This window comes from Cellvibrio polysaccharolyticus, assembly GCF_015182315.1.
Taxonomy (GTDB): Bacteria; Pseudomonadota; Gammaproteobacteria; order Pseudomonadales; family Cellvibrionaceae; genus Cellvibrio; species Cellvibrio polysaccharolyticus.
In genome coordinates, this window is sequence record NZ_PRDL01000001.1 from 590,317 (window position 1) to 613,585 (window position 23,269).

The 23,269-nt window shown below is 50.0% G+C and carries 19 protein-coding genes, 1 tRNA gene and 1 pseudogene; 11 read left to right on the forward strand and 10 right to left on the reverse strand.

Annotated elements, in window-relative coordinates; genetic code table 11:
• Window positions 1-34 precede the first annotated feature (34 nt).
• From metF to C4F51_RS02715, 4 genes are all read right to left on the reverse strand, one after another.
• Window positions 35-883, reverse strand: coding sequence for a methylenetetrahydrofolate reductase [NAD(P)H] (gene metF, locus C4F51_RS02700; RefSeq protein ID WP_193906938.1), 849 nt, complete (start codon window positions 881-883; stop codon window positions 35-37).
• Window positions 884-958: 75 nt separating this feature from the next.
• A complete protein-coding gene (gene ahcY, locus C4F51_RS02705) occupies window positions 959-2,347 on the reverse strand; it encodes an adenosylhomocysteinase (protein WP_193906940.1) in 1,389 nt (462 codons plus the stop codon).
• Between the two features lie 346 nt (window positions 2,348-2,693).
• Window positions 2,694-3,848, reverse strand: a complete 1,155-nt coding sequence (gene metK / locus C4F51_RS02710) for a methionine adenosyltransferase (protein ID WP_193906942.1) — start codon at window positions 3,846-3,848, stop codon at window positions 2,694-2,696.
• A gap of 223 nt (window positions 3,849-4,071) precedes the next feature.
• Window positions 4,072-5,067 (reverse strand): metalloregulator ArsR/SmtB family transcription factor, encoded by a 996-nt coding sequence (locus tag C4F51_RS02715; RefSeq protein ID WP_193906943.1) that lies wholly within the window; start codon window positions 5,065-5,067, stop codon window positions 4,072-4,074.
• 310 nt (window positions 5,068-5,377) lie between these two features.
• On the opposite strand from C4F51_RS02715, the gene tkt reads away from it, so the two are divergent.
• Window positions 5,378-7,381 carry a transketolase gene (gene tkt, locus C4F51_RS02720; protein WP_193906946.1) on the forward strand — a complete coding sequence of 668 codons (2,004 nt, stop codon included), beginning with the start codon at window positions 5,378-5,380 and terminating at the stop codon, window positions 7,379-7,381.
• 95 nt (window positions 7,382-7,476) lie between these two features.
• A complete protein-coding gene (locus C4F51_RS02725) occupies window positions 7,477-8,649 on the forward strand; it encodes a phosphoglycerate kinase (RefSeq protein WP_193906948.1) in 1,173 nt (390 codons plus the stop codon).
• A 125-nt stretch (window positions 8,650-8,774) separates the two neighbouring features.
• Here the strand turns inward: C4F51_RS02725 and C4F51_RS02730 are convergent, their stop codons facing one another.
• The 3 genes and pseudogenes from C4F51_RS02730 to C4F51_RS02740 form a co-directional block, all read right to left on the reverse strand.
• Window positions 8,775-10,310: a tryptophan halogenase family protein gene (locus tag C4F51_RS02730; RefSeq protein ID WP_202987598.1), complete on the reverse strand. Its 1,536-nt coding sequence runs from the start codon at window positions 10,308-10,310 to the stop codon at window positions 8,775-8,777.
• A 383-nt stretch (window positions 10,311-10,693) separates the two neighbouring features.
• The gene (locus C4F51_RS02735; protein ID WP_193906950.1) at window positions 10,694-11,083 is read right to left on the reverse strand and encodes an outer membrane protein assembly factor BamE; all 390 of its coding nucleotides are present in this window, start codon (window positions 11,081-11,083) and stop codon (window positions 10,694-10,696) included.
• A gap of 121 nt (window positions 11,084-11,204) precedes the next feature.
• Window positions 11,205-12,149 (reverse strand): annotated as a pseudogene (locus C4F51_RS02740) (IS30 family transposase); the annotation flags it as partial.
• A gap of 267 nt (window positions 12,150-12,416) precedes the next feature.
• Between C4F51_RS02740 and C4F51_RS02745 the strand changes: the two are divergent.
• Both C4F51_RS02745 and C4F51_RS02750 read left to right on the forward strand, forming a co-directional pair.
• Complete coding sequence (locus C4F51_RS02745; RefSeq protein WP_193906952.1) at window positions 12,417-12,872, forward strand: Sbal_3080 family lipoprotein; 456 nt, start codon at window positions 12,417-12,419, stop codon at window positions 12,870-12,872.
• A 64-nt stretch (window positions 12,873-12,936) separates the two neighbouring features.
• Window positions 12,937-13,419: a DUF6998 domain-containing protein gene (locus C4F51_RS02750; RefSeq protein WP_193906954.1), complete on the forward strand. Its 483-nt coding sequence runs from the start codon at window positions 12,937-12,939 to the stop codon at window positions 13,417-13,419.
• Window positions 13,420-13,481: 62 nt separating this feature from the next.
• Here the strand turns inward: C4F51_RS02750 and C4F51_RS02755 are convergent, their stop codons facing one another.
• Window positions 13,482-13,877, reverse strand: coding sequence for a hypothetical protein (locus C4F51_RS02755; RefSeq protein ID WP_193906956.1), 396 nt, complete (start codon window positions 13,875-13,877; stop codon window positions 13,482-13,484).
• Window positions 13,878-14,319: 442 nt separating this feature from the next.
• Between C4F51_RS02755 and C4F51_RS02760 the strand changes: the two genes are divergently transcribed.
• The 3 genes from C4F51_RS02760 to C4F51_RS02770 all read left to right on the forward strand — a co-directional run bounded on the left by C4F51_RS02760 (window position 14,320) and on the right by C4F51_RS02770 (window position 15,826).
• Complete coding sequence (locus C4F51_RS02760) at window positions 14,320-14,613, forward strand: Dabb family protein (RefSeq protein ID WP_193906958.1); 294 nt, start codon at window positions 14,320-14,322, stop codon at window positions 14,611-14,613.
• A gap of 173 nt (window positions 14,614-14,786) precedes the next feature.
• Window positions 14,787-15,185: a DUF1090 domain-containing protein gene (locus C4F51_RS02765; protein WP_193906960.1), complete on the forward strand. Its 399-nt coding sequence runs from the start codon at window positions 14,787-14,789 to the stop codon at window positions 15,183-15,185.
• A 23-nt stretch (window positions 15,186-15,208) separates the two neighbouring features.
• Complete coding sequence (locus C4F51_RS02770) at window positions 15,209-15,826, forward strand: LysE family translocator (protein WP_193906962.1); 618 nt, start codon at window positions 15,209-15,211, stop codon at window positions 15,824-15,826.
• 37 nt (window positions 15,827-15,863) lie between these two features.
• Here C4F51_RS02770 and C4F51_RS02775 read toward each other — a convergent pair whose 3' ends face one another.
• Window positions 15,864-17,153 carry an O-acetylhomoserine aminocarboxypropyltransferase/cysteine synthase family protein gene (locus C4F51_RS02775; RefSeq protein WP_193906963.1) on the reverse strand — a complete coding sequence of 430 codons (1,290 nt, stop codon included), beginning with the start codon at window positions 17,151-17,153 and terminating at the stop codon, window positions 15,864-15,866.
• Between the two features lie 855 nt (window positions 17,154-18,008).
• On the opposite strand from C4F51_RS02775, the gene C4F51_RS02780 reads away from it, so the two are divergent.
• Both C4F51_RS02780 and mutY read left to right on the forward strand, forming a co-directional pair.
• Window positions 18,009-20,204: an AsmA family protein gene (locus C4F51_RS02780; protein WP_193906965.1), complete on the forward strand. Its 2,196-nt coding sequence runs from the start codon at window positions 18,009-18,011 to the stop codon at window positions 20,202-20,204.
• 9 nt (window positions 20,205-20,213) lie between these two features.
• Window positions 20,214-21,308: an A/G-specific adenine glycosylase gene (gene mutY, locus C4F51_RS02785; protein ID WP_193906967.1), complete on the forward strand. Its 1,095-nt coding sequence runs from the start codon at window positions 20,214-20,216 to the stop codon at window positions 21,306-21,308.
• On the opposite strand, the gene C4F51_RS02790 is transcribed toward mutY, so the two are convergent.
• Entirely contained in the window at window positions 21,298-22,449 is a 1,152-nt protein-coding gene (locus C4F51_RS02790) for a GGDEF domain-containing protein (protein ID WP_193906969.1), read from the reverse strand. The two genes, mutY and C4F51_RS02790, sit on opposite strands and share 11 nt — an antisense overlap.
• 209 nt (window positions 22,450-22,658) lie before the next feature.
• Here C4F51_RS02790 and C4F51_RS02795 point away from each other — a divergent pair, with 209 nt between their 5' ends.
• Together C4F51_RS02795 and C4F51_RS02800 are read left to right on the forward strand one after the other, a co-directional pair.
• The gene (locus C4F51_RS02795; protein WP_193906971.1) at window positions 22,659-22,934 is read left to right on the forward strand and encodes an oxidative damage protection protein; all 276 of its coding nucleotides are present in this window, start codon (window positions 22,659-22,661) and stop codon (window positions 22,932-22,934) included.
• Window positions 22,935-23,050: 116 nt separating this feature from the next.
• Window positions 23,051-23,126 (forward strand) — tRNA-Phe (locus C4F51_RS02800).
• Window positions 23,127-23,269 lie beyond the last annotated feature (143 nt).

The window sequence follows — 23,269 nt, forward strand, 5'->3', positions numbered from 1 at the left end:
ACGCGCAGACCGGGCTGCGCGTTATCGTAGGGTATTACTCGGTAGGAATCAGGCCCAGATTGGTAACGATTTGAGCGGTCGGCTCGGTCTGGTTCATGGTGTAAAAATGCAGGCCTGGCGCATCGTTCTCCAGCAGCACTTCGCACAGCTCGGTGACCAGATCAATACCAAAACTTCTCATGCTGGCTTCATCGTCGCCGTAGTTCTCCAGCGCCTTGCGCAACCAGCGGGGAATTTCTGCTCCGCAGGTGTCTGAAAAACGGGTCAGATTGCGGTAGTTGAGAATGGGCATAATGCCGGGGTAAATCGGCTGGGTGATGCCTTGCTTCTGACATTGGTCAATAAAGTAGAAGTAAGAATCCGGGTTGAAGAAATACTGGGTGATGGCACTGTTGGCGCCCGCATCAAACTTGCCTTTCAGGTAACGCACATCATCGCTGTAGCTTTTGGCCTGCGGATGAATTTCCGGATAGGCTGCAACTTCGAGGTGGAAGTCATCACCGAAATGCTTGCGAATAAAAGCCACCAGCTCGTTGGCATACACCAACTGGTAAGTGCCGCCGATACCGGAGGGCACGTCACCACGCAACGCGACAATACGCTCAACGCCCATGTCTTTGTATTCGCGCAGCAATTGTAAAATGGTTTCTTCGTCATCGCCACCAAAAGACAGGTGCGGTGCAGCCGCGATGCCGGCTTCACGCAATGAGGTGATAACGCCTTTGGTATTTTCGCGAGTAGAGCCACCTGCGCCGTAAGTCACCGAAAAAAAGTCCGGTGCAAAGGCATTCAACTGATTGCGCACAGTAAGCAGTTTTTCTTTGCCTTCCGCGGTACGCGTTGGAAAAAACTCAAAACTTAAACGCGGACTTGAATCGTTCATATTCTATTCCTGTGGGTTGGCGCTCAGCGTCCAACAAAATGGCCGGTCGGATTTTTGCTCCGACCGGCTTATTTATTAGTATTTGTAAGCATCCGGCTTGAACGGGCCTTCCACTTCTACACTGATGTATTCCGCTTGTTGTGGTGTCAGGCGAGTAATAACACCGCCGAAACCTTCCACCATGTCTTTGGCCACTTCTTCGTCCAGTTTTTTCGGCAATACGCGCAAATACAAATGCTCATTTTTCTGATCGGCCGGCAAGTCAGCAAACTTGCGTTCGAACAAATACATTTGTGCCAGCACCTGGTTGGCAAAAGAACCATCCATAATACGCGACGGGTGACCGGTGGCATTGCCCAGGTTAACCAGGCGGCCTTCAGACAAAATAATCAAATGATCGTTGGTGGCTTTATCGCGGTACACTTTATGTACTTGCGGTTTAACCTCTTCCCACTCCCAGTTTTTGCGCATGAAAGCAGTATCGATTTCGCTGTCGAAGTGGCCAATGTTACAAACCACAGCGCTGCGCTTCAGAGCACGCAACATGGCTGAGTCACACACGTTTACGTTACCGGTGGTGGTTACAATCAGATCGGTGGTGCCGAGAACAATGTGGTTAATATCTTCGTAGTTGCCGGTGTTCAAACCGTCATTATAAGGAGACACCACTTCGAAACCGTCCATACACGCCTGCATGGCACAAATCGGATCGATCTCGGTCACTTTAACAATCATGCCTTCCTGACGCAGAGACGCAGCAGAACCTTTACCCACATCGCCGTAACCAATAACCAACGCTTTTTTACCCGACAGCAAATGGTCGGTGCCGCGCTTGATAGCATCGTTCAGGCTGTGACGGCAACCGTATTTGTTGTCGTTTTTGCTTTTGGTAACGGCATCGTTCACGTTGATAGCTGGAACTTTCAACTCGCCTTTTTTCAGCATGTCAGCCAGACGGTGCACACCGGTGGTGGTTTCTTCAGAAATACCGTGAATGTTATCCAGCAGATGCGGATATTTTTCGTGGAGGATTTGGGTCAAATCGCCGCCATCGTCCAAAATCATATTGGCGTTCCATGGCTGGCCATCTTTTAGAATGGTCTGCTCAATACACCACCAGAACTCTTCTTCGGTTTCGCCTTTCCAGGCAAATACCGGAACGCCGGCAGCAGCAATAGCAGCGGCAGCGTGATCCTGGGTAGAGAAAATATTGCACGACGACCAACGCACTTCTGCGCCCAGTTCAACCAGTGTTTCAATCAACACGGCGGTTTGAATGGTCATGTGAATACAGCCAAGAATACGCGCGTCTTTCAGCGGCTGGCTGTTTTTGTACTTGCGACGCAATGCCATCAGTGCGGGCATTTCGCCTTCAGCAATATCAATTTCCTTACGGCCCCAGTTAGCATCTAATGCAAACTGCTCGGCGGTTTTAGCGGCAACTTTATAATCTGTAAAACTCATCGTTCTTGTCCTGTATCTGGTTACATGGTTTGGCTGGTGGGAAGAATAAATATTTTTTACATATTTCAGTTTGCTGACTAAGTCCCTTATTTTTCGGAGCAGCATGGCACCTACTATTCTGTCCGTTTGTCATTAGGACACTTGTTCCAAAAACGCATGAATACATCCCTGTAGCTCCGACGAGTCATCCTTGACTCGACGGTTTTGGAGCAAGTGTCCTAACGCCAAACTACATTGTGCCAGCCTGATATGTTTTTCATATTTATTTCCGGTCAGCTTGCATGTCTGGTAAGTATTTTTGTGTTCAGTACTTGGCTGGCATCAAATGAGCGCCTCAATCTTTCTATTAAAGCGCTTTCTTCAACAAATCAGCCTTGTCAGTTTTTTCCCAGGTGAAATCCGGCAGTTCACGACCAAAATGGCCGTAAGCAGCGGTCTGGCGATAAATCGGGCGGCGTAAATCCAGCATCGCAATCAAACCGCGCGGACGCAAATCAAAATGCTCGCGCACCAGATTAATAATTTCCGCATCAGACAATTTACCGGTACCAAAGGTATTCACGGAAATTGACGTCGGCTCGGCCACACCAATGGCATAACTCACCTGAATTTCGCAGCGATCTGCCAAACCGGAAGCGACAATATTCTTCGCCACATAACGACCGGCATAAGCGGCAGAGCGATCCACTTTTGATGGGTCTTTACCAGAGAAGGCGCCGCCACCGTGACGAGCCATACCGCCGTAGGTGTCTACAATAATTTTACGACCGGTCAAACCGCAATCGCCCACCGGGCCGCCAATAATGAACTGACCGGTTGGGTTAATGTGATATTGGGTGCCAGCGTGCAACCACTCGGCAGGCAACACTTTTTTAATAATTTCTTCACGCACCATTTCACGAATATCAGCTTGGCTAACATTCGGTGAATGCTGGGTAGACAATACCACTGCATCCACTGCAACCGGCTTGCCATTTTCGTAACGCAAAGTCACCTGACTTTTTGCATCCGGGCGCAACCAGGGCAGCACATTGTTTTTGCGCAAATAAGCCTGACGCTCTACCAAACGGTGTGCGTAATAAATCGGTGCCGGCATCAGCACATCGGTTTCATTGGTGGCATAACCAAACATCAAACCCTGGTCGCCAGCGCCGAGGTCTTTTTCTTCGGCTTCGTCTACGCCCATGGCGATATCGGAAGATTGTTTACCGATTGCGTTCAATACCGCACAGGACGCACCATCAAAACCCACGTCGCTGGAGTTGTAGCCGATATCCAGAATTACCTGACGAATCAGATCTTCCAAATCAACGTAGGTAGAAGTACGCACTTCACCGGCAACAATCGCCATGCCGGTTTTTACCAGGGTTTCAACGGCAACACGCGCGTGTGGATCGTCTTTAATGATGGCATCGAGAACGGCATCGGAAATCTGATCCGCCATCTTGTCGGGATGGCCTTCGGATACAGACTCGGACGTAAAAACGGCATATTCAGACATGATTTTTTCCTTCAAAAAATAGCAATTAAATCGGCTACAAAAATGTGGTAAATAATTTTAAACGATTAACACGGGTTAGCGTTGGCACACTGCGAGTTTGGTGTCAGGTCGCGTATTTCAAAACCGTCGGGTCATGGATGACCCGTCGGAGCTACAGGGATGTATTCATGCGTTTTTGAAATACACGACCTGATGCCAAACGGTTGCGAAGCACAAGTCGCTTTTAACCAGGCTTAAAAAACTGTCGCAACTGCACCTGAAAACCATTGCGCAGCGCAACATAAACACTCTGTCCTTCTTCCAGCCCGGCTGCTTTCGCCCAACGGCTAAAATCCTGCGGCTCAAAACCCTGCCACAAATCACCACACGTCTCGCGTGCCCAGGTTTGTTCGTGACGACACAAATCGGTAATCAACAACGCACCGCCGGTGCATAACGCATCCGCCAAATGCTGAAAAATATCGGCGGGTGAAGGCGTATGGTGCAACACCATATTCACCACAATACAATCCACCGCGACCGCATGTTTTGCCAGCACCGCCGTATCACCACCAATAAAGGTGATATTGCCCAGCGCATGTTTGTTGGCGAACTGCTGCGATTTTTCCAACATGCTATCGGCATTATCCAGCGCAATCACCTGATCAAAACGCTGCGCCAGCACTGCCAAAAATTCACCTTCACCGGGACCAACTTCCAACGCGCGGGAAGTGGCCGGCAGCGGCGTGTTGTGCAACAACTGGCTGATGTGCTCGGCATACACCGGGTAGCTGGCAATCAAATCCTGCTGGGCACGAAATTTATGGGCGTTATCCAGAAAAAACTGACGCGATGCTTCGCTGCGCTCTGCCTGCAAGCTCGCCAGTTGAACGGCCAGATAATCGGCAATCGGGCGTTGATCCAGCGTTTGAAACAACTGCTGCTGCAATGCCGCCAGCGGGTGATCCGGGGCAAAACTGGCGCGACGGTAAAAGATGGAATTCCCCTCGCGACGGGTGGTCAGTAACCCTGCACCGGCCAGCACCTTTAAATGGTGGCTCATGCCAGACTGCTTGACGCCAAACAATCCGCTCAGCTCCAGCACCCCGAAAGAGTCTTGCGCCAGTACGCGCAAAATATCCAGACGCAAAGGATCGCCCGCCGCCTTTAACAGGGCTGGAAGCGAAAAATCGGGGTCGTCGAGGGTTTCAGACGTGGCCTGAAGGCTGGTAATCAACATGGCGGCGAGTCTAGCAGGTTGGTAATTCTATATCAAAATATTTTGATATAGGGTGGCTGTAGCCCCCATGAAAATGCAGTTGAGAGTCATTTGTTGGCTTTCTATACGTCTGCGCCTTTACGGACTGCGACAGGTAAGGGAAAATGCTGCCTTTTGTTTATCCTGTTTGCAGGATTTTCCAGGCGTATACATCAACCAACCAATGATTCAGGGCCCAGCAGAGGCCATTCAAGCTTGTCGCAGACGACCGCAATCGGCTGGCCGTCCTTTTATAACAATTGCGTAACGAATTTAAGGAGCTTTAAGCCTCATGCCTTCTCGTACCGAACTTGCCAACGCCATCCGCGTTCTCAGTATGGATGCTGTCCAGAAAGCCAATTCCGGACACCCGGGCGCTCCCATGGGAATGGCAGACATTGCCGAAGTCCTCTGGAATGATTTCCTGAAGCACAACCCGAAAAACCCGTCATGGGCTGATCGCGACCGTTTTGTACTGTCCAACGGTCACGGCTCCATGCTGACTTACTCTTTGCTGCACCTTTCCGGCTACGACCTGCCGATTGAAGAGCTGAAGCAATTCCGTCAGTTACATTCGAAAACTCCGGGTCACCCGGAACTGGGCTACACCCCGGGCGTTGAAACCACTACCGGCCCGCTGGGTCAGGGTATTGCCAACGGCGTCGGTATGGCCGTTGCTGAAAAAATCCTCGCTGCCCAATTCAACCGTGAAGGTCACGACATTGTTGACCATTACACCTACGTATTCCTCGGCGATGGCTGCATGATGGAAGGTGTATCTCACGAATCCTGCTCACTGGCCGGTACTCTGGGCCTGGGCAAACTGATCGCTTTCTATGATGACAACGGTATCTCCATCGACGGCCACGTTGAAGGCTGGTTCACCGATGACACGCCGAAGCGTTTTGAAGCTTACGGCTGGCATGTTATCCGCTCGGTAGATGGTCACGATGCCAATGCCGTTCGCGCTGCGGTAGAAGCTGCCCGTGCAGAAACCGGCAAGCCAACCCTGATTTGCTGTAAAACCGTTATCGGTTTCGGTTCGCCGAACAAACAAGGCTCTCACGATTCTCACGGTTCGCCGCTGGGTAACGATGAAGTGGCACTGGTGCGTAAAACCCTCGGCTGGGCTCACGAGCCGTTTGTTATTCCGCAAAATGTCTACGACGGTTGGGACGCAACTGCCAAAGGCGCTGCTGCTGAAAAAGCCTGGCAAGACAAACTGGCTGCTTACCGCGCTGCTCACCCGGAGCTGGCTGCTGAATACGAGCGTCGTGTGGTTAACAACGAACTGCCGGAAAACTTTGCAGAAGTTGCCAATGCATTTATTGCAGAAAGCCAGGCCAAAGGCGAAAAAATTGCCAGCCGTAAAGCCTCTCAAAACAGCATCGCCGCTTATGCTGCGGTACTGCCGGAACTGCTGGGCGGTTCTGCTGACCTCGCCGGTTCCAACCTGACCATCGTTAAATCGTCCAAAGGTATCGAAGCTGCAGATGCCAGCGGTAACTACATTTATTACGGTGTGCGTGAATTCGGTATGAGCGCCATCATGAACGGTATTTCTGCCCACGGCGGTTTCATCGCTTACGGCGCTACCTTCCTGATGTTCCAGCAATACGCCGCTAACGCTGTGCGTATGTCTGCGCTGATGAAACTGCGTAACGTGTTTGTTTACACCCACGACTCTATCGGTCAGGGTGAAGACGGCCCGACTCACCAGCCAATCGAAGTACTGGGCACTCTGCGTTTGACGCCGAACCTGGAAACCTGGCGTCCGGCCGATGCCACCGAATCAGCCGTTGCCTGGAAAGCCGCTATCGAGCGCAAAACCGGCCCGTCTGCTCTGGTATTCAGCCGTCAGAACCTTGACCCGATCAACCGTACCGATGCACAGGTTGCTGACATCGCTCGCGGTGGTTACATCCTGTCTGACAGCGAAGGCGAGCTGGATGCCATCCTGATCGCTACCGGTTCGGAAGTTTCCATTACTCTGCAAGCGGCTGAAAAACTGCGTGCCGCCGGTCGCAAAGTGCGTGTGGTTTCCATGCCGAGCACCAGCGTATACGACCAGCAAGATGCAGCTTATAAAGAATCGGTTCTGCCGCTGTCTGTACTGAACCGTGTTGCGGTTGAAACTGCACACGCTGACTACTGGGCAAAATACGTGGGCCTCGATGGCCGCGTCGTCGGTATGACCACTTTTGGTGAATCTGCACCAGGTGGCGTACTGATGGAACACTTCGGCTTTACCGTTGACAACATCGTCAACACCGTAGAAGAGTTACTGCAAGACTGATGACTCGAAACACCCGGCTACGGCCGGGTGTTTTGCTTCACAAATAAGATTTTTTAGAAAAATGGCCAAGTGTCGGTTTTTATTCGGAGCAAACCATGACTGTAAAATTAATGAAAGACCAGGATCTCGCCGGTAAGCGCGTACTGATTCGTGAAGACCTGAACGTACCTTTGGATAACGGTCGCATCACCAGCACCGTGCGTATTGACGCTGCCATTCCTACCATCAAGGCCGCGCTGGAAAAAGGCGCAAAAGTTGCCGTTATGTCTCACCTCGGCCGTCCGGACGAAGGCGTGTACGAAGAATCTTCTTCATTGGCACCGGTAGCCAAATACCTCAGCGAAAAACTCGGCCGTGAAGTGCCGCTGGTAAAAGACTGGGTAGACGGTTACACCAGTGACAGCGACCTGGTATTGCTGGAAAACGTTCGCTTCAATGTTGGCGAAGGTAAAAATTCCGATGAGTTGGCGAAAAAAATGGCCGCTCTGTGTGACGTATTTGTTATGGACGCCTTTGGCACCGCACACCGTGCGCAAGCGTCTACCCATGGCGTAGCCAAATTTGCACCGGTAGCGGTTGCCGGCCCGCTGTTGTCTGCTGAACTGGAAGCGCTGGGCAAAGTGCTCGACAACCCGGCTCGTCCGCTGGTGGCGATTGTTGGTGGTTCAAAAGTTTCCAGCAAATTGAGCGTGCTCGAAGCCGTATCAAAAATTGCTGACACCCTGATCGTTGGTGGTGGTATTTCCAACACCTTCGTAGCCTCTGCCGGTAACGAAGTAGGCAACTCACTGTACGAAAAAGATTTGATCCCGGAAGCACAACGTCTGCGCGCTGCAACTGACGTAGTGTTTGCGACTGACGTACGTGTCACCAAAGAAGGTTTTAAAGCGTGGAACCACAACTCTGTTGCGGTCGCTAAAAAAGCCAACGAAATTCAGGCTGACGAAGAAATTATCGACTACGGCCCGGAAACCGCTGCACGCGTTGCTGACATTATCAAAAACGCCAAAACCATTCTGTGGAACGGCCCTTGCGGTGTCTTTGAATTCGATGCTTTCGCACAAGGCACTGAAACCATCTCCCGCGCCATTGCCGACTCGGAAGGTTTCTCGGTAGCTGGCGGCGGCGACACACTGGCAGCCATCGACAAATGGAACCTCGCTGACAAAATCTCCTACGTATCCACCGGCGGCGGCGCCTTCCTGGAATTCGTAGAAGGCAAAAAACTGCCAGCCGTTGCGATTCTGGAAGAGCGCGCTAAAGGCTGATTGCTGAAGCGCTCAAGTACTTTTTGAGCGTAAGATAATAGCCCGGTTTTCATCCGGGCTATTATCTTGTTTGTGCCTGTTGTTATTTTCGTTTCTCTTCAAAGTCATTATTTCACTAGATTACGTCATTCGGAGCTCACGGTTGTATATCCTGAAAGCATAGATGAATGATGAGCGGGCTTTTTCATTGAACAGTAGGTTTTGAGGAAATTTGCATGTGACGGTAATTTTTCGACGGCTGCAGCAATATTTGCTTTCATTGAGTTGAGGCCGGAAAAAATTCTCTCATCAGTTAAAGTATGTGGAATGTGATGGTAACCTTGAGGTTCTATACGTTGCCCTAACATTACCTGCAACCATGAAGTCACTCTAAAAACATCATCTGCGTCATGGTGCACATGGCCGGTTGCTTTGAAGAACTCAATTTTCTCTGCAAGCGAATCCGGTATGGTCATATCGCGGCAGTCGCGCCAGTAGGGGGTGTCATCGCGCTCGGTCGCTTTGTAGTGCAATATAATAAAATCTCGCACATGTTCGTACTCGCTACGAGCTAGCTCATTGTAACGGCGAATCAACGGCTCATTACATCCTTCAAATGGGAATAGCTGCAGTAATCTGAGTACTCCTATTTGAATCAAGTGAATACTGGTTGACTCTAGCGGCTCCACAAATCCACCCGCCAAACCTACAGCAACACAGTTTTTTACCCATGATTGCTTGCGGCGCCCGGTGTTGAATTTAAGCAATCGAAGCTCTGCTTTGATGTCTCCATCCAAATTTTGTAACAAGGTATTTCTTGCATCTTCATCGGAAATATACGCGCTGGAATAAACATGGCCCGTACCCTGGCGATGTTGCAGCGGAATTTTCCACTGCCAGCCACTGTCATGGGCAATCGCTCGGGTATAAGGAGGAATGTCACCGGAAAATTCTGTCTGTAGCGCCACAGCGCTGTCATTGCGCAGCCACTGTCCCCACTTTTCGTATCCGGCGTTTAATGTGTCTTCAATAAGCAGCCCGCGGAATCCGGTGCAATCGATAAACAAATCACCTTCAATGCTGGTACCTGACTCCAGCACCACAGATTCAATAAAGCCAGTATCAGCATTTTGTTTAACCTGAGTGATTTTCCCTTCAACACGCGTTACGCCTTTTTCTTCGCTAAGCTTGCGCAAAAATTTGGCGTAAAGGCTAGCGTCAAAATGGTAGGCATAGTTGAGTTTCGGGTTTTCGGTGGGGGCAAATTTATGGGCTTTTGCAGCTTGTAACTCAAAGCAGAGGTCATCAAGCTCGCCTTCATAACCCCGGGCTTTAGCGGCCAGCCAGTAATGATAGAAATCACCCATCCAGTTGGGCTTGCCGAATGATCCAAACGGATGGATATACCGATCACCCTTGCGCGCCCAGTTTTCAAAGGAAATGCCCAGCTTGATACTACCCATGGTTGCACTTAAAAAATCTTTCTCATCAATGCCGAGAATTTTGTGGAAAGAGCAGATAGTTGGAAAGGTCGCTTCGCCTACACCTACCGTACCTATTTCAGCTGACTCGATGAGTGTGATATCTAACAAGATACCTAGCTGATTTGATAGCGCCACTGCCGTGCACCAACCTGATGTTCCGCCGCCGGCGATTACCACTTTTTTTATTTTTTGAGACATTTCCACCTCGGTAGTCATTATTTTATTAAAAGCCACGGCATGCTTGTAGCCGCTACGAGCGTTGCGGTGGCGTTTTCCGAAGTATCACAATGAGGCAATTGTAGCGCTATTAATTTTGACTATTAAGAAGCTCCGCAGGGCGCTGCCATTTTATTGGCAATAATCAATCCCTAAACCATCCTCAATCCTGTACATAAAGCCAGCAAAGGAATTTGCTATGATGCGCTCGCGTAGTTAGCTTATTCCATTAGAGAGCGCAACAACCTTCATTACTGTGTTAACTGTTGTGCACGGCGCGCATTTTTATGTAGTTGCGATGGCGACTTCAATGTTGAGCATTGGTACGGTTGGATAATGGTTGGTTAAAAACCACACCAATTCACCTACTCATCTTGTTCGTAAGTGGGAAACACCACCACATTGAACACTTTGCCATCAAACACCCATGCCATTATTTCCAGTTGTTCATCGTAATAACTTTTACCATCGGAGCCATAGTCTTCATCGAGTGAAAATGCAGGAAATTGTTCTTGTAGTACATGTTCGGAAATACCAACAATGGGCTTGGCATTTAACAACTGCTGTTCATCGGACAAAGTAATCGAAGAAAGCCGATCATCCTCAAATGCTAACTCAACGCCATTGGCATATTCCCAAATATCTTCCTCGGCGGTCGTTTCTTTGCCGATTGGAGCGCCCAGTTCTGCCTGAACCTGCTTTTGGCTCATGCCAAATTTAATCGTATCAACCCCGATTTTTGGATAAATTTTCATTGAAACCTCGTGTGATTTTTGTGATTTATACCTGGCAGCAAGATAGACTCGCTGCGGGCGTTAAATTAATATTCGCGGATTCAAGTAATAACTGCAATTCAATTACGCTGTGCAATTCCCCTCGCAGCCCCTTGAATAACTTATTTGGGGATCGGCAATCTCGTGTTTTCGTTGGGTGATTGTTGAGACGATCCATAACATGTTGGATCGCTTTATCACTTACCTGATTAAAATCAGTACCCTTGGGAAAATACTGCCGAATAAACCCGTTTGTATTTTCGTTGATTCCTTGATCCCAGGAGGCATAAGGATGCGCAAAATAAATATCCGCATCCAGGGCTTGAGCCATTTTTTCATGCGCTGAAAACTCAAGACCATTGTCGAGCGTAATGGTTTTAATTCGATCTTTGAGCGATTTCATTCCTCTTATCGCTGCCTGAACCAATAAATCTGCATGCTTGCCCGTTAACCTGATAATCACGTATAAAGCGTTTTTCGTTCCACCATGGTTAACAAAGCGCTCTGGCGACCTTTGCCTATAATCGTATCACCTTTCCAATCACCAATACGGCCACGCTGTGTAACTACCGCCGGTCTTTCATCAATATCCACGCGGTTTTTAATTCTTCATCGTCGGTCATAATTGCCATAGCGCTTACGATAGGCTTTGATATCACGCGCAGGTGCCTATAAAAGTCGCCGTCCGCTGCTTTGTCCGCATAAATCAATTGATAAGTGTTTCATGGTGCAGCGACAGATTTTTGTGCGCCTTCAAATAATCGACCGCTTGCTGCGGTCTCAGCTCCTGACGAATGAGCTGCTCAATCCAGCCCCGCACCTCGTCGGTAATTTTTATAGCCTTGGCGACCGTTGCTCGACGGTTATCACTAAGCCGGTGGGCTTGCGCAGGCCTGTACCCTCTCAGCCCACCATTGCGCCTCAGCTCTCTGCTGATTGTCGCGGGGCTTCTTTCCAGCCCTGCAGCAATCTGGTCTTGTGTTAAACCTGCTTTCTTTGGCGCGTAAATTTGGTATCTTTCGTTTTCGGTCTGCTGGCGGCAATTCATCTGTGCTTCATCTCTTGGTCGGGAGAAGCTCAGACTCTACCAGCTGACCTCTCACTTACCAATTGCATTTATTATCCGAAACCGCCACCCGCGATTTTTAATCTAATTATAAAATTCTTGCAATATTACGCGCCATCGCTATGATTCTTCACTCCCTGAATTCAGGGTGAGAAAGGCGCTCACGCCCATTAGCCCTTTCGGGATTCAAAGTCTTCCATTAATGAGTGATCAATTTCCACCTGTTGGTGGAGAAATAAGGAAATGAATGTGAAAATATTTTTTGTGCTGATAATTAGCTTCCTGATGACTGCGTGTGCCGGCCCCAGATACGGCGGTGTTGCTATCCCCGATGAAGTAAAAAACAAAAAAATTGATGTGGTAATTATCCGGGATAAAGAAACCAGAGAAGGTTTTGGTAAGGCCATAGAAAGCTGGCTTAGAAAAAATAACTATCGTTACACAGTTCAGCCAGATGGTTCCCGACATGACTTGAAAAAGATAACAATCGAATACGTCGGTCATTGGAAGTGGGATTTGGCGCTCTATCTGAGCGAAGCAAGAATCGAGGCCTTTAACCAGGGTCAAAGAATTGGTGAAGCTACTTATAAGGCACCTAACACATTGAACAATAATAAATTTAGTAATGCTGAAGAGCGCATCGAGTTTATGATGCGAGTGCTGTTCGGGCAAATATCTCCTGAAGAGGCCACCAGGTCGATTTAGCCGAATTTTCGGTGATTCAGGAATAGATCCTTTCATCATCGTAGTAATGCTTTAAGGGTAGTAAATGCAAATTCAGGATTTAACTGTTACCAGTTTTTTGCAATTACAAGCATCCATTACTAGCGAGCTGCGATCACGCGGCGTTGTTCGAACGCATAATAATCCGTTGGGAGATTATACTGAGTGGCTTGTGGCAAGAGCTTTGAATCTTAAGCTGCAGGCCAGTTCAACGGCAGGGTATGACGGCATAGGTCGCGACGGGTTGCGGGTGCAGATAAAGGGGCGGCGAACCACGCCCAATAGCTCATCGCGCCAGTTAAGTGCCATAAGAAAATATGATGAAAAGGATTTTGATGCGCTGGTTGCGGTAATCTATGATGAAGCTTTCAACATCATCGATGCGTTACTGATCCCGCATGGGGTAATTCGCGACTATGCAGTTTATCGCGCCCATGTAAATGCCCATATTCTTATTCTTAAGGGGGCAATTCTAAAAGACCCGAGAGTGCAATGCATTAAATCCAAAATTGTAGAATCGATGCTTTAGCAGGATAAAAATCCAGCCTGCACTCTCAAAGGTCTAATTTTTTATTAGATGTCCATAACCGCTTACTGTTCCGGGGCAGCCCCAAAAGGTAAACCCAAATAAACCCGCAATGCCGTGGCTAAAACTTTACCCGTAACAACGATATTTCTGCCCGTATCTTCCAAAACCCCTCCTGATATATCGGTAGCTTTTACTCCCAATTTTTTAAGTTGGTTTTGATCCGGAGATTTGATGTAACAGGCTCTTCGTCTTTCGGATGCATTTCCGCCCACCGTCCAGGTTTCTTTGCAGAAGTATTCCGTACCGGATGCGGCGAGGGATTCTTCTACGTTTATCGTCGGGTCATCCTGCACGACCTCCAGGTATTGATCGGGGGCGGGGGTGTTGACGGCTTTCAAGGTTGAATGGCAGCCGGTGATGCAGAAGGTTATTGCTATCAATAAGATGGGGTATTTCATGGTTCGTCCTTGTTGGGTGTTATAGGATATGACTTGATATTAAAATTATCCGGGAAGGATATTCGATTATGGGTTTTGTGGCGACAAGTATTGATGGCCTGTTTTTTCTATAATGATTCGCGCTTCGCTTACCGCCGATGTTGAAACCCTTATCACTCTTTGGCAAAGCTTTACTTGCATATGCCATTCATCATCAGGCTGTTTACCTGGTGGATGTGAACGAACAGAATGAGCCTGCCGTCGGTTTTATCGTCATGCGGGGTTTGAGGTTATTGGCCCGTCACCGTTGGACGGGCAAGGCAGGCCTTATCCGCTTTTGTCTGGTCAGTTGTCGTCACATGAGCTGAGCTAATCGCCAAATTCCGCTATTCCATGCGGTCAATGACCATAAAACGTATTAGAATCCATCCTTCCTCTTTCTCACCGTAACTCCGGAGCACTTATGATTCGCCATATTCTTTTTATAAAATTCAAACCTTCTGTCGTGGCAGCGCAAATTGACGAAGTAAAAGTGCTGTTTGAATCGATGGCGAAGATTGCCGGTGTTGATGCGGTGGAGTGGGGCGTTAATGACAGCCCGGAAGGTTTGGACAAGGGCTACACGCATATCGTGTTGATGACCTTTGCCGACGAGGCCAGCCGTCAGGCGTATTTGCCGCATCCGGATCATGAAGCGTTAAAGCAGGTTTTTGTGCCTTTGCTGGATGACATCATTGTTCTGGATTACTCCCTGTAAATTGCCGGGCAGCGCCGAACAGATTGCCGGTTGCTGCCCTACCTTTTTTATCCCGTCTGAATTACCAATCCATTGGCCGGGTAGCGGTTCATTCCGTAGTCAGTTTTACTGTCTTAACCCTGGCTATAGTAAAGAGTGTCATTCTTACCTCAAGTAGAAACAGGAGCGTTGCTATGATTACCCGACTCGCCGTTGGATCGTTATTTTTGCTGCTTACTCTGCAAGTCTCTGCTTCCCCGGCCTGCAGCCACCTCAAAGGCTGTGAGCGAAAGTTTTGTGAAATCGAACAGGAGCTTGGGGTCGCTAAAGCGGCAGGTAATAACAATAAAGCAAAAGGTCTTACCCGATCTCTGGAAAACGCAAAGGCCAGCTGCACCGATAAGAAAATCCGTGAAAACTTGCTCATGGATATTGAAGAAACCCGCTCGGATATTGCCGATTATGAATCAGATATCCGTGAAGCGGAAGAAGATGGCAAGCTGGAAAAAATTACCAAATACAAACGCAAAATTGCCGGCAAGGAAACCGAACTGAAACTGCTCGAGGATGAGTTAACCGAACTGGATAAGTAAGTCGTTTTTCAGGAGCCTGTACTGTGTTGGGTGTGGTGGATTATCCTGCGTTTGTTATCGCATTTGTGTTACTGCTTGCACTGCCGGGGCCGGGCAATCTGGCTATTTTTGTTGCCACGGGCCGGGCGAAGTTGCGCGGGGGGCTTGCCGCTACGCTCGGAATTATTCTCGGTGATCAGGTGTTGTTCTGGACCGCCGTGGCGGGGTTGGCGGCTATTCTGGCAACCACGCCGGGTATATTGCTGGTGGTTCAGGTACTGGGCGCGGCTTACCTGATATGGCTGGGTGTGCAAATGTGCCGCAGTAGCGGTGCCGCTTTACCGATGCTTCAACTCAAGCCCGGTGGGTACTGCTGGCAGGCATTCTTAATTACCTTGTTAAACCCGAAAGCCATCATGTTTTATATGGCATTTTTGCCACTGTTTATTGACCGCGAATATCATCAGGGATTGATCACCTTTACCTTTATGGCTGCCAATGTGGCCGTGTTAACCCTGTTGTACGGATTGATCGTGAGTTTGCTGGTGCTGCGTTTTTCTTCGGCCGTGAGCGCTCGGCCTGCGGTCAGAAAAACATTGGAATGCGGTGCAGGAATGTTGCTGATTGGTTTCGGTTTGCAGTTATTGTTATCCAGGCTTTGATTAAAAACGGGCGCACAAAGCGCCCGTTTTTTTGGCATTAAACCGCTGCCAAAGCTTGTTCAAGATCGGCCAGCAAGTCGTCAATGTGTTCAATGCCTACTGACAAGCGCACCGTATCTGCACCTACACCCGCTTTCTCCAATTCTTCCGGTGAAAGTTGACGGTGAGTGGTAGAAGCCGGATGCGTAGCCAGAGATTTCGCATCGCCAATATTCACCAGCCGCGTAAATAACTGCAGTGCATCAAGAAAACGCGCACCGGCTTCGCGGCCATCGTCTGCTTTCAGGTTGAATGTCAAAAGCCCGGAAGCTTTGCCGCCCAGATATTTTTGCGCAAGCTCATGGTAAGGGTTATCGGGCAATCCCGCATAGTTCACCTTTTTAACTTTCGGGTGCTGCTGTAAAAATTGGGCAATTTTCAGGGTATTGTCATTAATGCGCTCAAGGCGCAGCGCCAGCGTTTCAATGCCTTGCAAAATTAAAAAGGCATTAAATGGCGAGAGTGCAGCACCGGTGTTGCGTAAAGGCACAACCCGGGCGCGACCAATATAAGCCGCAGGGCCCAGCGCTTCGGTATACACCACGCCGTGATAGCTCACATCCGGTTCATTTAAACGCTTGAAACGTTCTTTGTGTTCTGCCCAGGGGAATTTTCCGGAATCAATAATCGCGCCGCCTACGCTATTGCCATGGCCGCCGAGGTATTTGGTCAGCGAATGCACCACGATATCTGCACCGTGTTCGAACGGACGCAACAAATAAGGCGTGGCGACGGTGTTGTCCACAATCAGTGGAATACCGTGGCGGTGGGCAATTTCTGCCACGCGCGCAATATCGGTCACATTGCCTTGCGGGTTGCCCAGTGACTCTACAAAAATGGCTTTGGTTTTTTCGTCGATGAGCGGTTCAAAACTCTCCGGATTCAAGTGATCCGCAAAGCGCGTGTTAATACCGTACTGTGGCAGTGTGTGGGCAAATAAATTGTAGGTGCCGCCGTAAAGTGCCGTGGAAGAAATAATGTTATCGCCCGCTTCGGCAATGGTCAGTATCGAATAAGTCACCGCAGCCTGGCCGGATGCCAGCGCCAGTGCTGCAATACCGCCTTCCAATGCGGCAAGACGTTTTTCCAGCACATCGTTAGTGGGATTCATAATGCGGGTGTAAATATTGCCCGCTACTTTCAAATCAAATAAATCAGCACCGTGTTGCGCGCTGTCAAAAGCGTAGGCCACCGTTTGGTAAATTGGCACTGCTACCGATTTGGTAACCGGGTCGGGTGTATAACCGGAGTGAACGGATCGGGTTTCAAATTTCCATGTATCAGACATGCATAACTCCATCGACGTTAAATGTTATTGGTGTACCATGGCAAACGATTGTAGGGATTGTTTGCCTGAAGCGAAAATGGCGTATTTGTATAAGCTTATAGCAAGTTGTGATGACACTTCCCGAGCCTTCATTTTTCAATGTTGCAAGATCCATCTGCCCCGGTTTGTGGTGGGACGATTTTTCGTCGATCAACCGCGTTGATGCACTTGCCAAAGGCGCAGCAAAAAACCGGCTCGGTGGTTTTTCAGTACAGCGAGCGAGTCGGACTAAACAGCGCAAGGTTTTGAAAACATGGTTTCAAAACTATAGAAAAATATAACGATTTATTTGGCCCGGTTGCCGCATATTACCCGGAAGAAAGTCATGACAGCGCATCGCTGATTGCCAGGGTGCAAGTACTGCAAACGATTTTCGCTTGCTGGAATACAGTACAGGATATTGCTGTAAAAAATCTGCCCACATTGGAAACACATTATCAGCAGCAAGCCTTGATATGCGCCTGTTACTTTCCTCTGTCAGGCACCCATACAACGTGCAGGGCTTGAAAGCCGCTTATTAAGGCAGCTTGATTATTGGGGGGTGAAATTTTCTATCAGAGCCGTGAGTTAAAGCAGACACAAGCAGATGCTACGGCGAAAGAATAAAGAACAACCAACAAAGCCCTGCGAAGGCCAACGTGTCGGGAAGGTAACAGGGCTTTACAGTTTCAATATCATGCCGGCGTTACCATGGCATGGTGTGATTGTCACAGTCGACGCTGGTGGATTTGATGTAAACTGCGCGATTGTGCCGCATCGTCTATATTTTCATAGGTTGCCCCTTCCAGGTTTTTCTGATCAAACGGAGTCGTCCCGGTGAAACTCATACTAAAAATTCTTGCCGCATTGGTGGCTTTATTACTGATTGCCATACTCGTGCTGGTGCTGTTCTTTGACCTGAACATGCTGAAACCGCGTATTGAGGCGGCAGCCCGTGCGCAGGGTGTCGATTTACGCATCGGTGGTGATATTGGCTGGACTTTCTGGCCCAGCGTCGGGGTTGCCGTCAGTGATATCCGTGTGGCGCCTGTTGCCACGCCGGAAGAGGTATTGGCCGAGCTGGATAAAGCCAGTTTGCTGGTGGAGCTGATGCCTTTGTTCAAAGGTAACGTGGTAGTGCATCACGTACTGGTGGACGGCGCCCGTATTGATTTGAAGGTGGATCGCCAGGGTAATGGCAACTGGGAGAAGCTGACCGCTGAAAAAGTGCCCGCCGATGTAGCCCAACAACAAACCGGCGCCGGTGCTGACGGCGCTGCCCCCGGTGAGCCCGCCGCTGCGGAAGGGCAGGAATTACAACTGTCGGTTGAGCGTATCAGCCTCAGCAACAGTGCTCTGAACTATAACGATGAGCAAAGCGGGCAGCGTATTGCGCTGGAAGATATCCGCCTCGACGTTAACCAGTTTAATCTGCAAGCCCAACCGTTTGATGTCTCCGTAGCCCTGAAAACCCGCCTCGAAAGCGAGGGTAGTGCGCCGATGAATATTGCGCTGCAATCCGGCAATCGAGTGCAACTGCAAAGCGATTTGAATGGCGCCAAAATTACTGGCGGTGAATTGAATCTGGTGATCAACGACAGCGGCAAGCTGGCAGCTACCTATGAGGTGAACCTCAATGACTTACAAGGTGATTTGCGCTTTGACGGTTCGGTTAAGGTGCCTGCCTTTGATGCCAAAGCGCTGCTGGGTGCGCTGGGCACACCACTGCAAACCCGCGAAAGCTACGCACTCACCAAAGTCGCACTGGATACGCGGGTTGTGGGCAACAAAAACTCGCTGCAAGCCGAGCCGCTCACCATTACCCTGGACAAAACCAACCTCACGGGCAGCTTTGCCATTAGCGATTTCTCCCGTATGGCCATGAAACTGGCTATTAAAGGTGATCAACTGATAGCTGACGATTATCTGGCTCCGGAAGCGCAAACGACAGCAGCGCCGGCGGCTGGCACGGGTGGCTCTACCACGGCGGGCGGTGCTGCGGTAGCGGTTGACGATGGCGATGAAGAGTTGATCCCGCTGGATGTGTTGAAAACGCTGAACCTGGATGCCAGCCTCGATTTCGACAAAATTACCTTTGCCGATATTCCGCTGGAAGCGATTCGTGTGCGCCTCAACGCCGCCAATGGCCAGGTCAATCTCACCCAAACCGATGCCCGTGTTTATGACGGTACGCTGGCCGCCAAAGGCAGCCTGGATGCACGTGGCAATACCGCGGTGATTCGTTTTGATTCAGCGCTAACCAACGTGCAAATTGAACCGGCCATGAAGGCGCTGGAACTGGGTGACAACTTCGGCATTGCCGGTGGTATTAACGCCAATCTGCAAGCTAACACGCGCGGCATAACCATGAACCAGCTGGTGGACGGCTTGCAAGCCAATGCCGATTTTACGGGCGCACATGTGCGCTTTTCGCCGCTGAACATTGAGCAAAAATTCTGCGAACTGGTTGATCTGGTCAATAAAAGTGATACCGCCGGTCTGGCATCCTGGGATCCGTTTACCGAGATGCGCGAACTGTCTGGCAAAATCACCATGGCGAACAGCGTAGTGAATGTTGAATCCATCAAGGCCGGTGTGCATCAATTGGAATTGGGCACCAACGGTAAAATTGATCTGGCGGCGGGCGGTTACGATTTGCTGTTGCCTATGAAATTATTAAACGAAGAAACTAGCGAAAACGGTTGTCGTGTACCGGGCAATTACTGGATTAACCGCAGCCTGTCGCTGTTGCGCTGTCACGGTTCTTTGGAAACGCTCAACCCGCTCACCGATTGTCGCCCCGACTCGAAAGGCCTGGCCAATTTGACCAAGGATTTTGCCGAGTTCAAATTGCGTGAAAAACACGGTGACAAAATTGATGCCGCTGAACAAAAAGTGGATCAGAAAAAAGAAGAGCTGCTGCAAAAACTGGATAAAAAACTGGGCGGTGACGGTGATAGCGACGCTGCCAAGAGTTTGTTGAAAGGCTTATTAAAAGGCGGCAGCCGATCCTCTGCCGCTACCGAGGAATAATCGCGCTCTATGAGTCAAACCTTCTCCAAAGCCGTGCTTGCCTGGTACGACAAGCACGGTCGTAAACACCTGCCCTGGCAGCAGGATATTTCGCCTTACCGCGTCTGGCTGTCAGAGATCATGCTGCAGCAAACCCAGGTCACCACGGTTATCCCTTATTTCGAGCGCTTTATCGCCCGCTTTCCGGACGTGCGCAGCCTGGCGCTGGCACCGGTGGATGACGTGCTGCATTTGTGGACCGGGCTTGGCTATTACGCCCGCGCTCGCAATTTGCATCGCTGTGCGCAAACGGTAGTGAGTGAATACGGTGGAGAATTTCCTGACACGGTGGAAGCGCTCAGCGAATTGCCAGGTATTGGTCGTTCTACGGCCGGTGCGATTGTCAGTATTGCGTTTAAGAAACGCGCTGCGATTCTCGACGGCAATGTAAAGCGGGTGCTGGCTCGCCATCAGGCTATTGCCGGTTGGCCCGGAGAAACCGCTACCTTGCGCTCACTGTGGGAGGTGGCCGAACGTTTTACACCGCCCCGGCGCGCCAACCATTACACCCAGGCGATGATGGATATGGGCGCAACCCTGTGCACCCGCTCGCGCCCGGCTTGCGAGCGCTGCCCGGTGCAGTTTGATTGCGTAGCTTACGGGCAAGGCAATGTGCTGGACTATCCGGGCAAGAAAAACCGCAAACCTTTGCCGGAAAAAAGTGTACAGCTGGTGATGGTGCGCAACCCGGCGGGCGACATTTTGCTGGAGCAGCGCCCGGACAGCGGCATATGGGGCGGTTTGTGGAGTTTTCCGGAAGTCGCTTCCGATCTGGATGCCAGTGATTGGGTGCAAGACAAGTTTGGTGCGGTAACCACGACCGAGCTATGGGACACCTGGCGTCATACTTTCAGCCATTACCATCTCGATATTACCCCGGTGCTGGTGCAGCTGAAAAAATCGCCTGTGGCTATTTCTGAAAAAAAAGCGCTGTGCTGGTTTAACCCGCTGGCGCCGCAAGCACTGGGGTTGGCGGCACCGGTGAAAAAGCTGCTGGATAAAATCGCAGAGGCCGACCCCCGGCAAGCACCGGCTGGCGGTCGTAAAAAAGCTGTCAGGCGCTGAGGGCTGGCAGTACGCGGTTTCTGCCGCTGCGCTTGGCCTGATAGAGCGCGGCATCCGCTTCGCGAATCAAATGCTCAAGCGTCATCTCTTCTTTGTCTGCCAGCGCAAAACCGGCGCTGACCGTGCAATAAAACGAGTCGTTGTGCTGCAAGGGTATTTCCATCTCGCCAAACTGTTTGCGAATCCGCTCGGCAACCCGCGTGGCCACCAGCGATGTGCTGTTTGGCATAACCAGTACAAATTCTTCGCCGCCCAATCGGGCGGCAGTATCGGTAGTGCGGTAATTTTCGCGCAGTACCTGAGCAAATTGCATAAGCACTTTATCGCCCCTATCGTGACCATAACGGTCATTGACCTGCTTGAAACCGTCCAGATCAAAAATAATCAGGGCGCTGTTCAGCGGCATATCATGGTTGCCATAAATAGCAAAAAGCGCCCGGCGGTTAACCAGGCCTGTCAGCGGGTCGGTCAGTGCTTCATGACGATGTTTGCGTGCCAGACGCGATTGGTGAAGGGCGAGCGAAGTGGCACCGATGCCGGTCATGCCCATAATGGATGCCACCGCGTTTAATCGCTCTGCCCAATTGTCAGGTGCTTCGGTCATCACCAGTGGGCTTTCGATAGCGATCATCACTGCGCAGCAAATAAATGTGATCGCCACCATGCAATACAACACAATAATGCCCATGATCGGGCCAAATACTTCATGGCGGCGATGCCAGAACTCGTAAGCACTGGCAAACAGCAGCAGTGCCAGAATCATATTCAACAGGAAGGCGCCGATACCGCTCAGGCCAAATAAATAGGGGGTGGTAAAGATGGCCAGCAGCAGAGCTGCGCGTTTGATAATGCGTTTTACGGGCGAGCGCTGTTGCCGGTACTGCCAGGCCGCTCCCCAGATAAATGTCATACCGGTGATCAAAAAGACAAAAGCACAAAAGCACAGCCAGACATAATTCATGCCGGCCGCGTAAAAGCTGAAAAGAGTTATACCGATGACCAGTTGCGCCGCACCCAAACACCAGGTGAGCAGAAAGCTTTCACTGCGGGCATTTAACCAGGCGGTGAACAGCACAACACACATGGCACATCCGGAAAAACTGATGCCAAGCAGTAGTGAGCTGAAATCAAACAAGATCATGGGGCCTTTCTGTAAGGGGGGCACAGTATAGCCGGTTTGGCATGCAAAACCATGCGGGGCTGAGTAAAAATTAATCGCATTTCCCGCGTCACAGTCGTGCTTGAAGGTGTACAAAACCCGGGGTTGCGTGCGGCCTTGTGGACAAAGTGCGGTGCTACTGGCAGGGCATTTTGTTACTCTAGCGGCTTTTCATTAACGGAGAGGCCACCATGTCCCGAATGGTTCATTGCAGAAAATATCAGCAGGAGTTGGAAGGGCTGGATCTGCCGCCTTATCCGGGTACCAAAGGCCAGGACATTTACGACAATGTGTCGAAAAAAGCCTGGCTGGAATGGATGGCGCACCAGACCATGCTGATCAACGAAAAGCGACTGAATTTGATGGAGGCGTCCACGCGTACTTATCTGGCTGAACAAATGGTACGTTTTTTATCCGGTCAGGAAGTCGATCAGGCCGATGGATACGTCCCACCGGATAATAAATAAACAAATTGGGCTGAGTGATTGATAATTAGGAAAATTTTCAATTTTTACTCTTGACGAGATCCCGACAAAAAGGTTTAATGTGCGCCTCTTGTGTCGGGTCACCCACACAAAAGATTGCCCGGATAGCTCAGTCGGTAGAGCAGTGGATTGAAAATCCTCGTGTCCCTGGTTCGATTCCGGGTCCGGGCACCATACAAAATATGATGCTACGCATCATCAAAAAAGCCCGCTACCCAGCGGGCTTTTTCGTTTCTGTTCAGTACACTTTTTTTCTCTTTTTGTTGCACAGCGGCGTTGTTAATAAAAATTTATCCCGGCTGCATCCATTTTTTCTC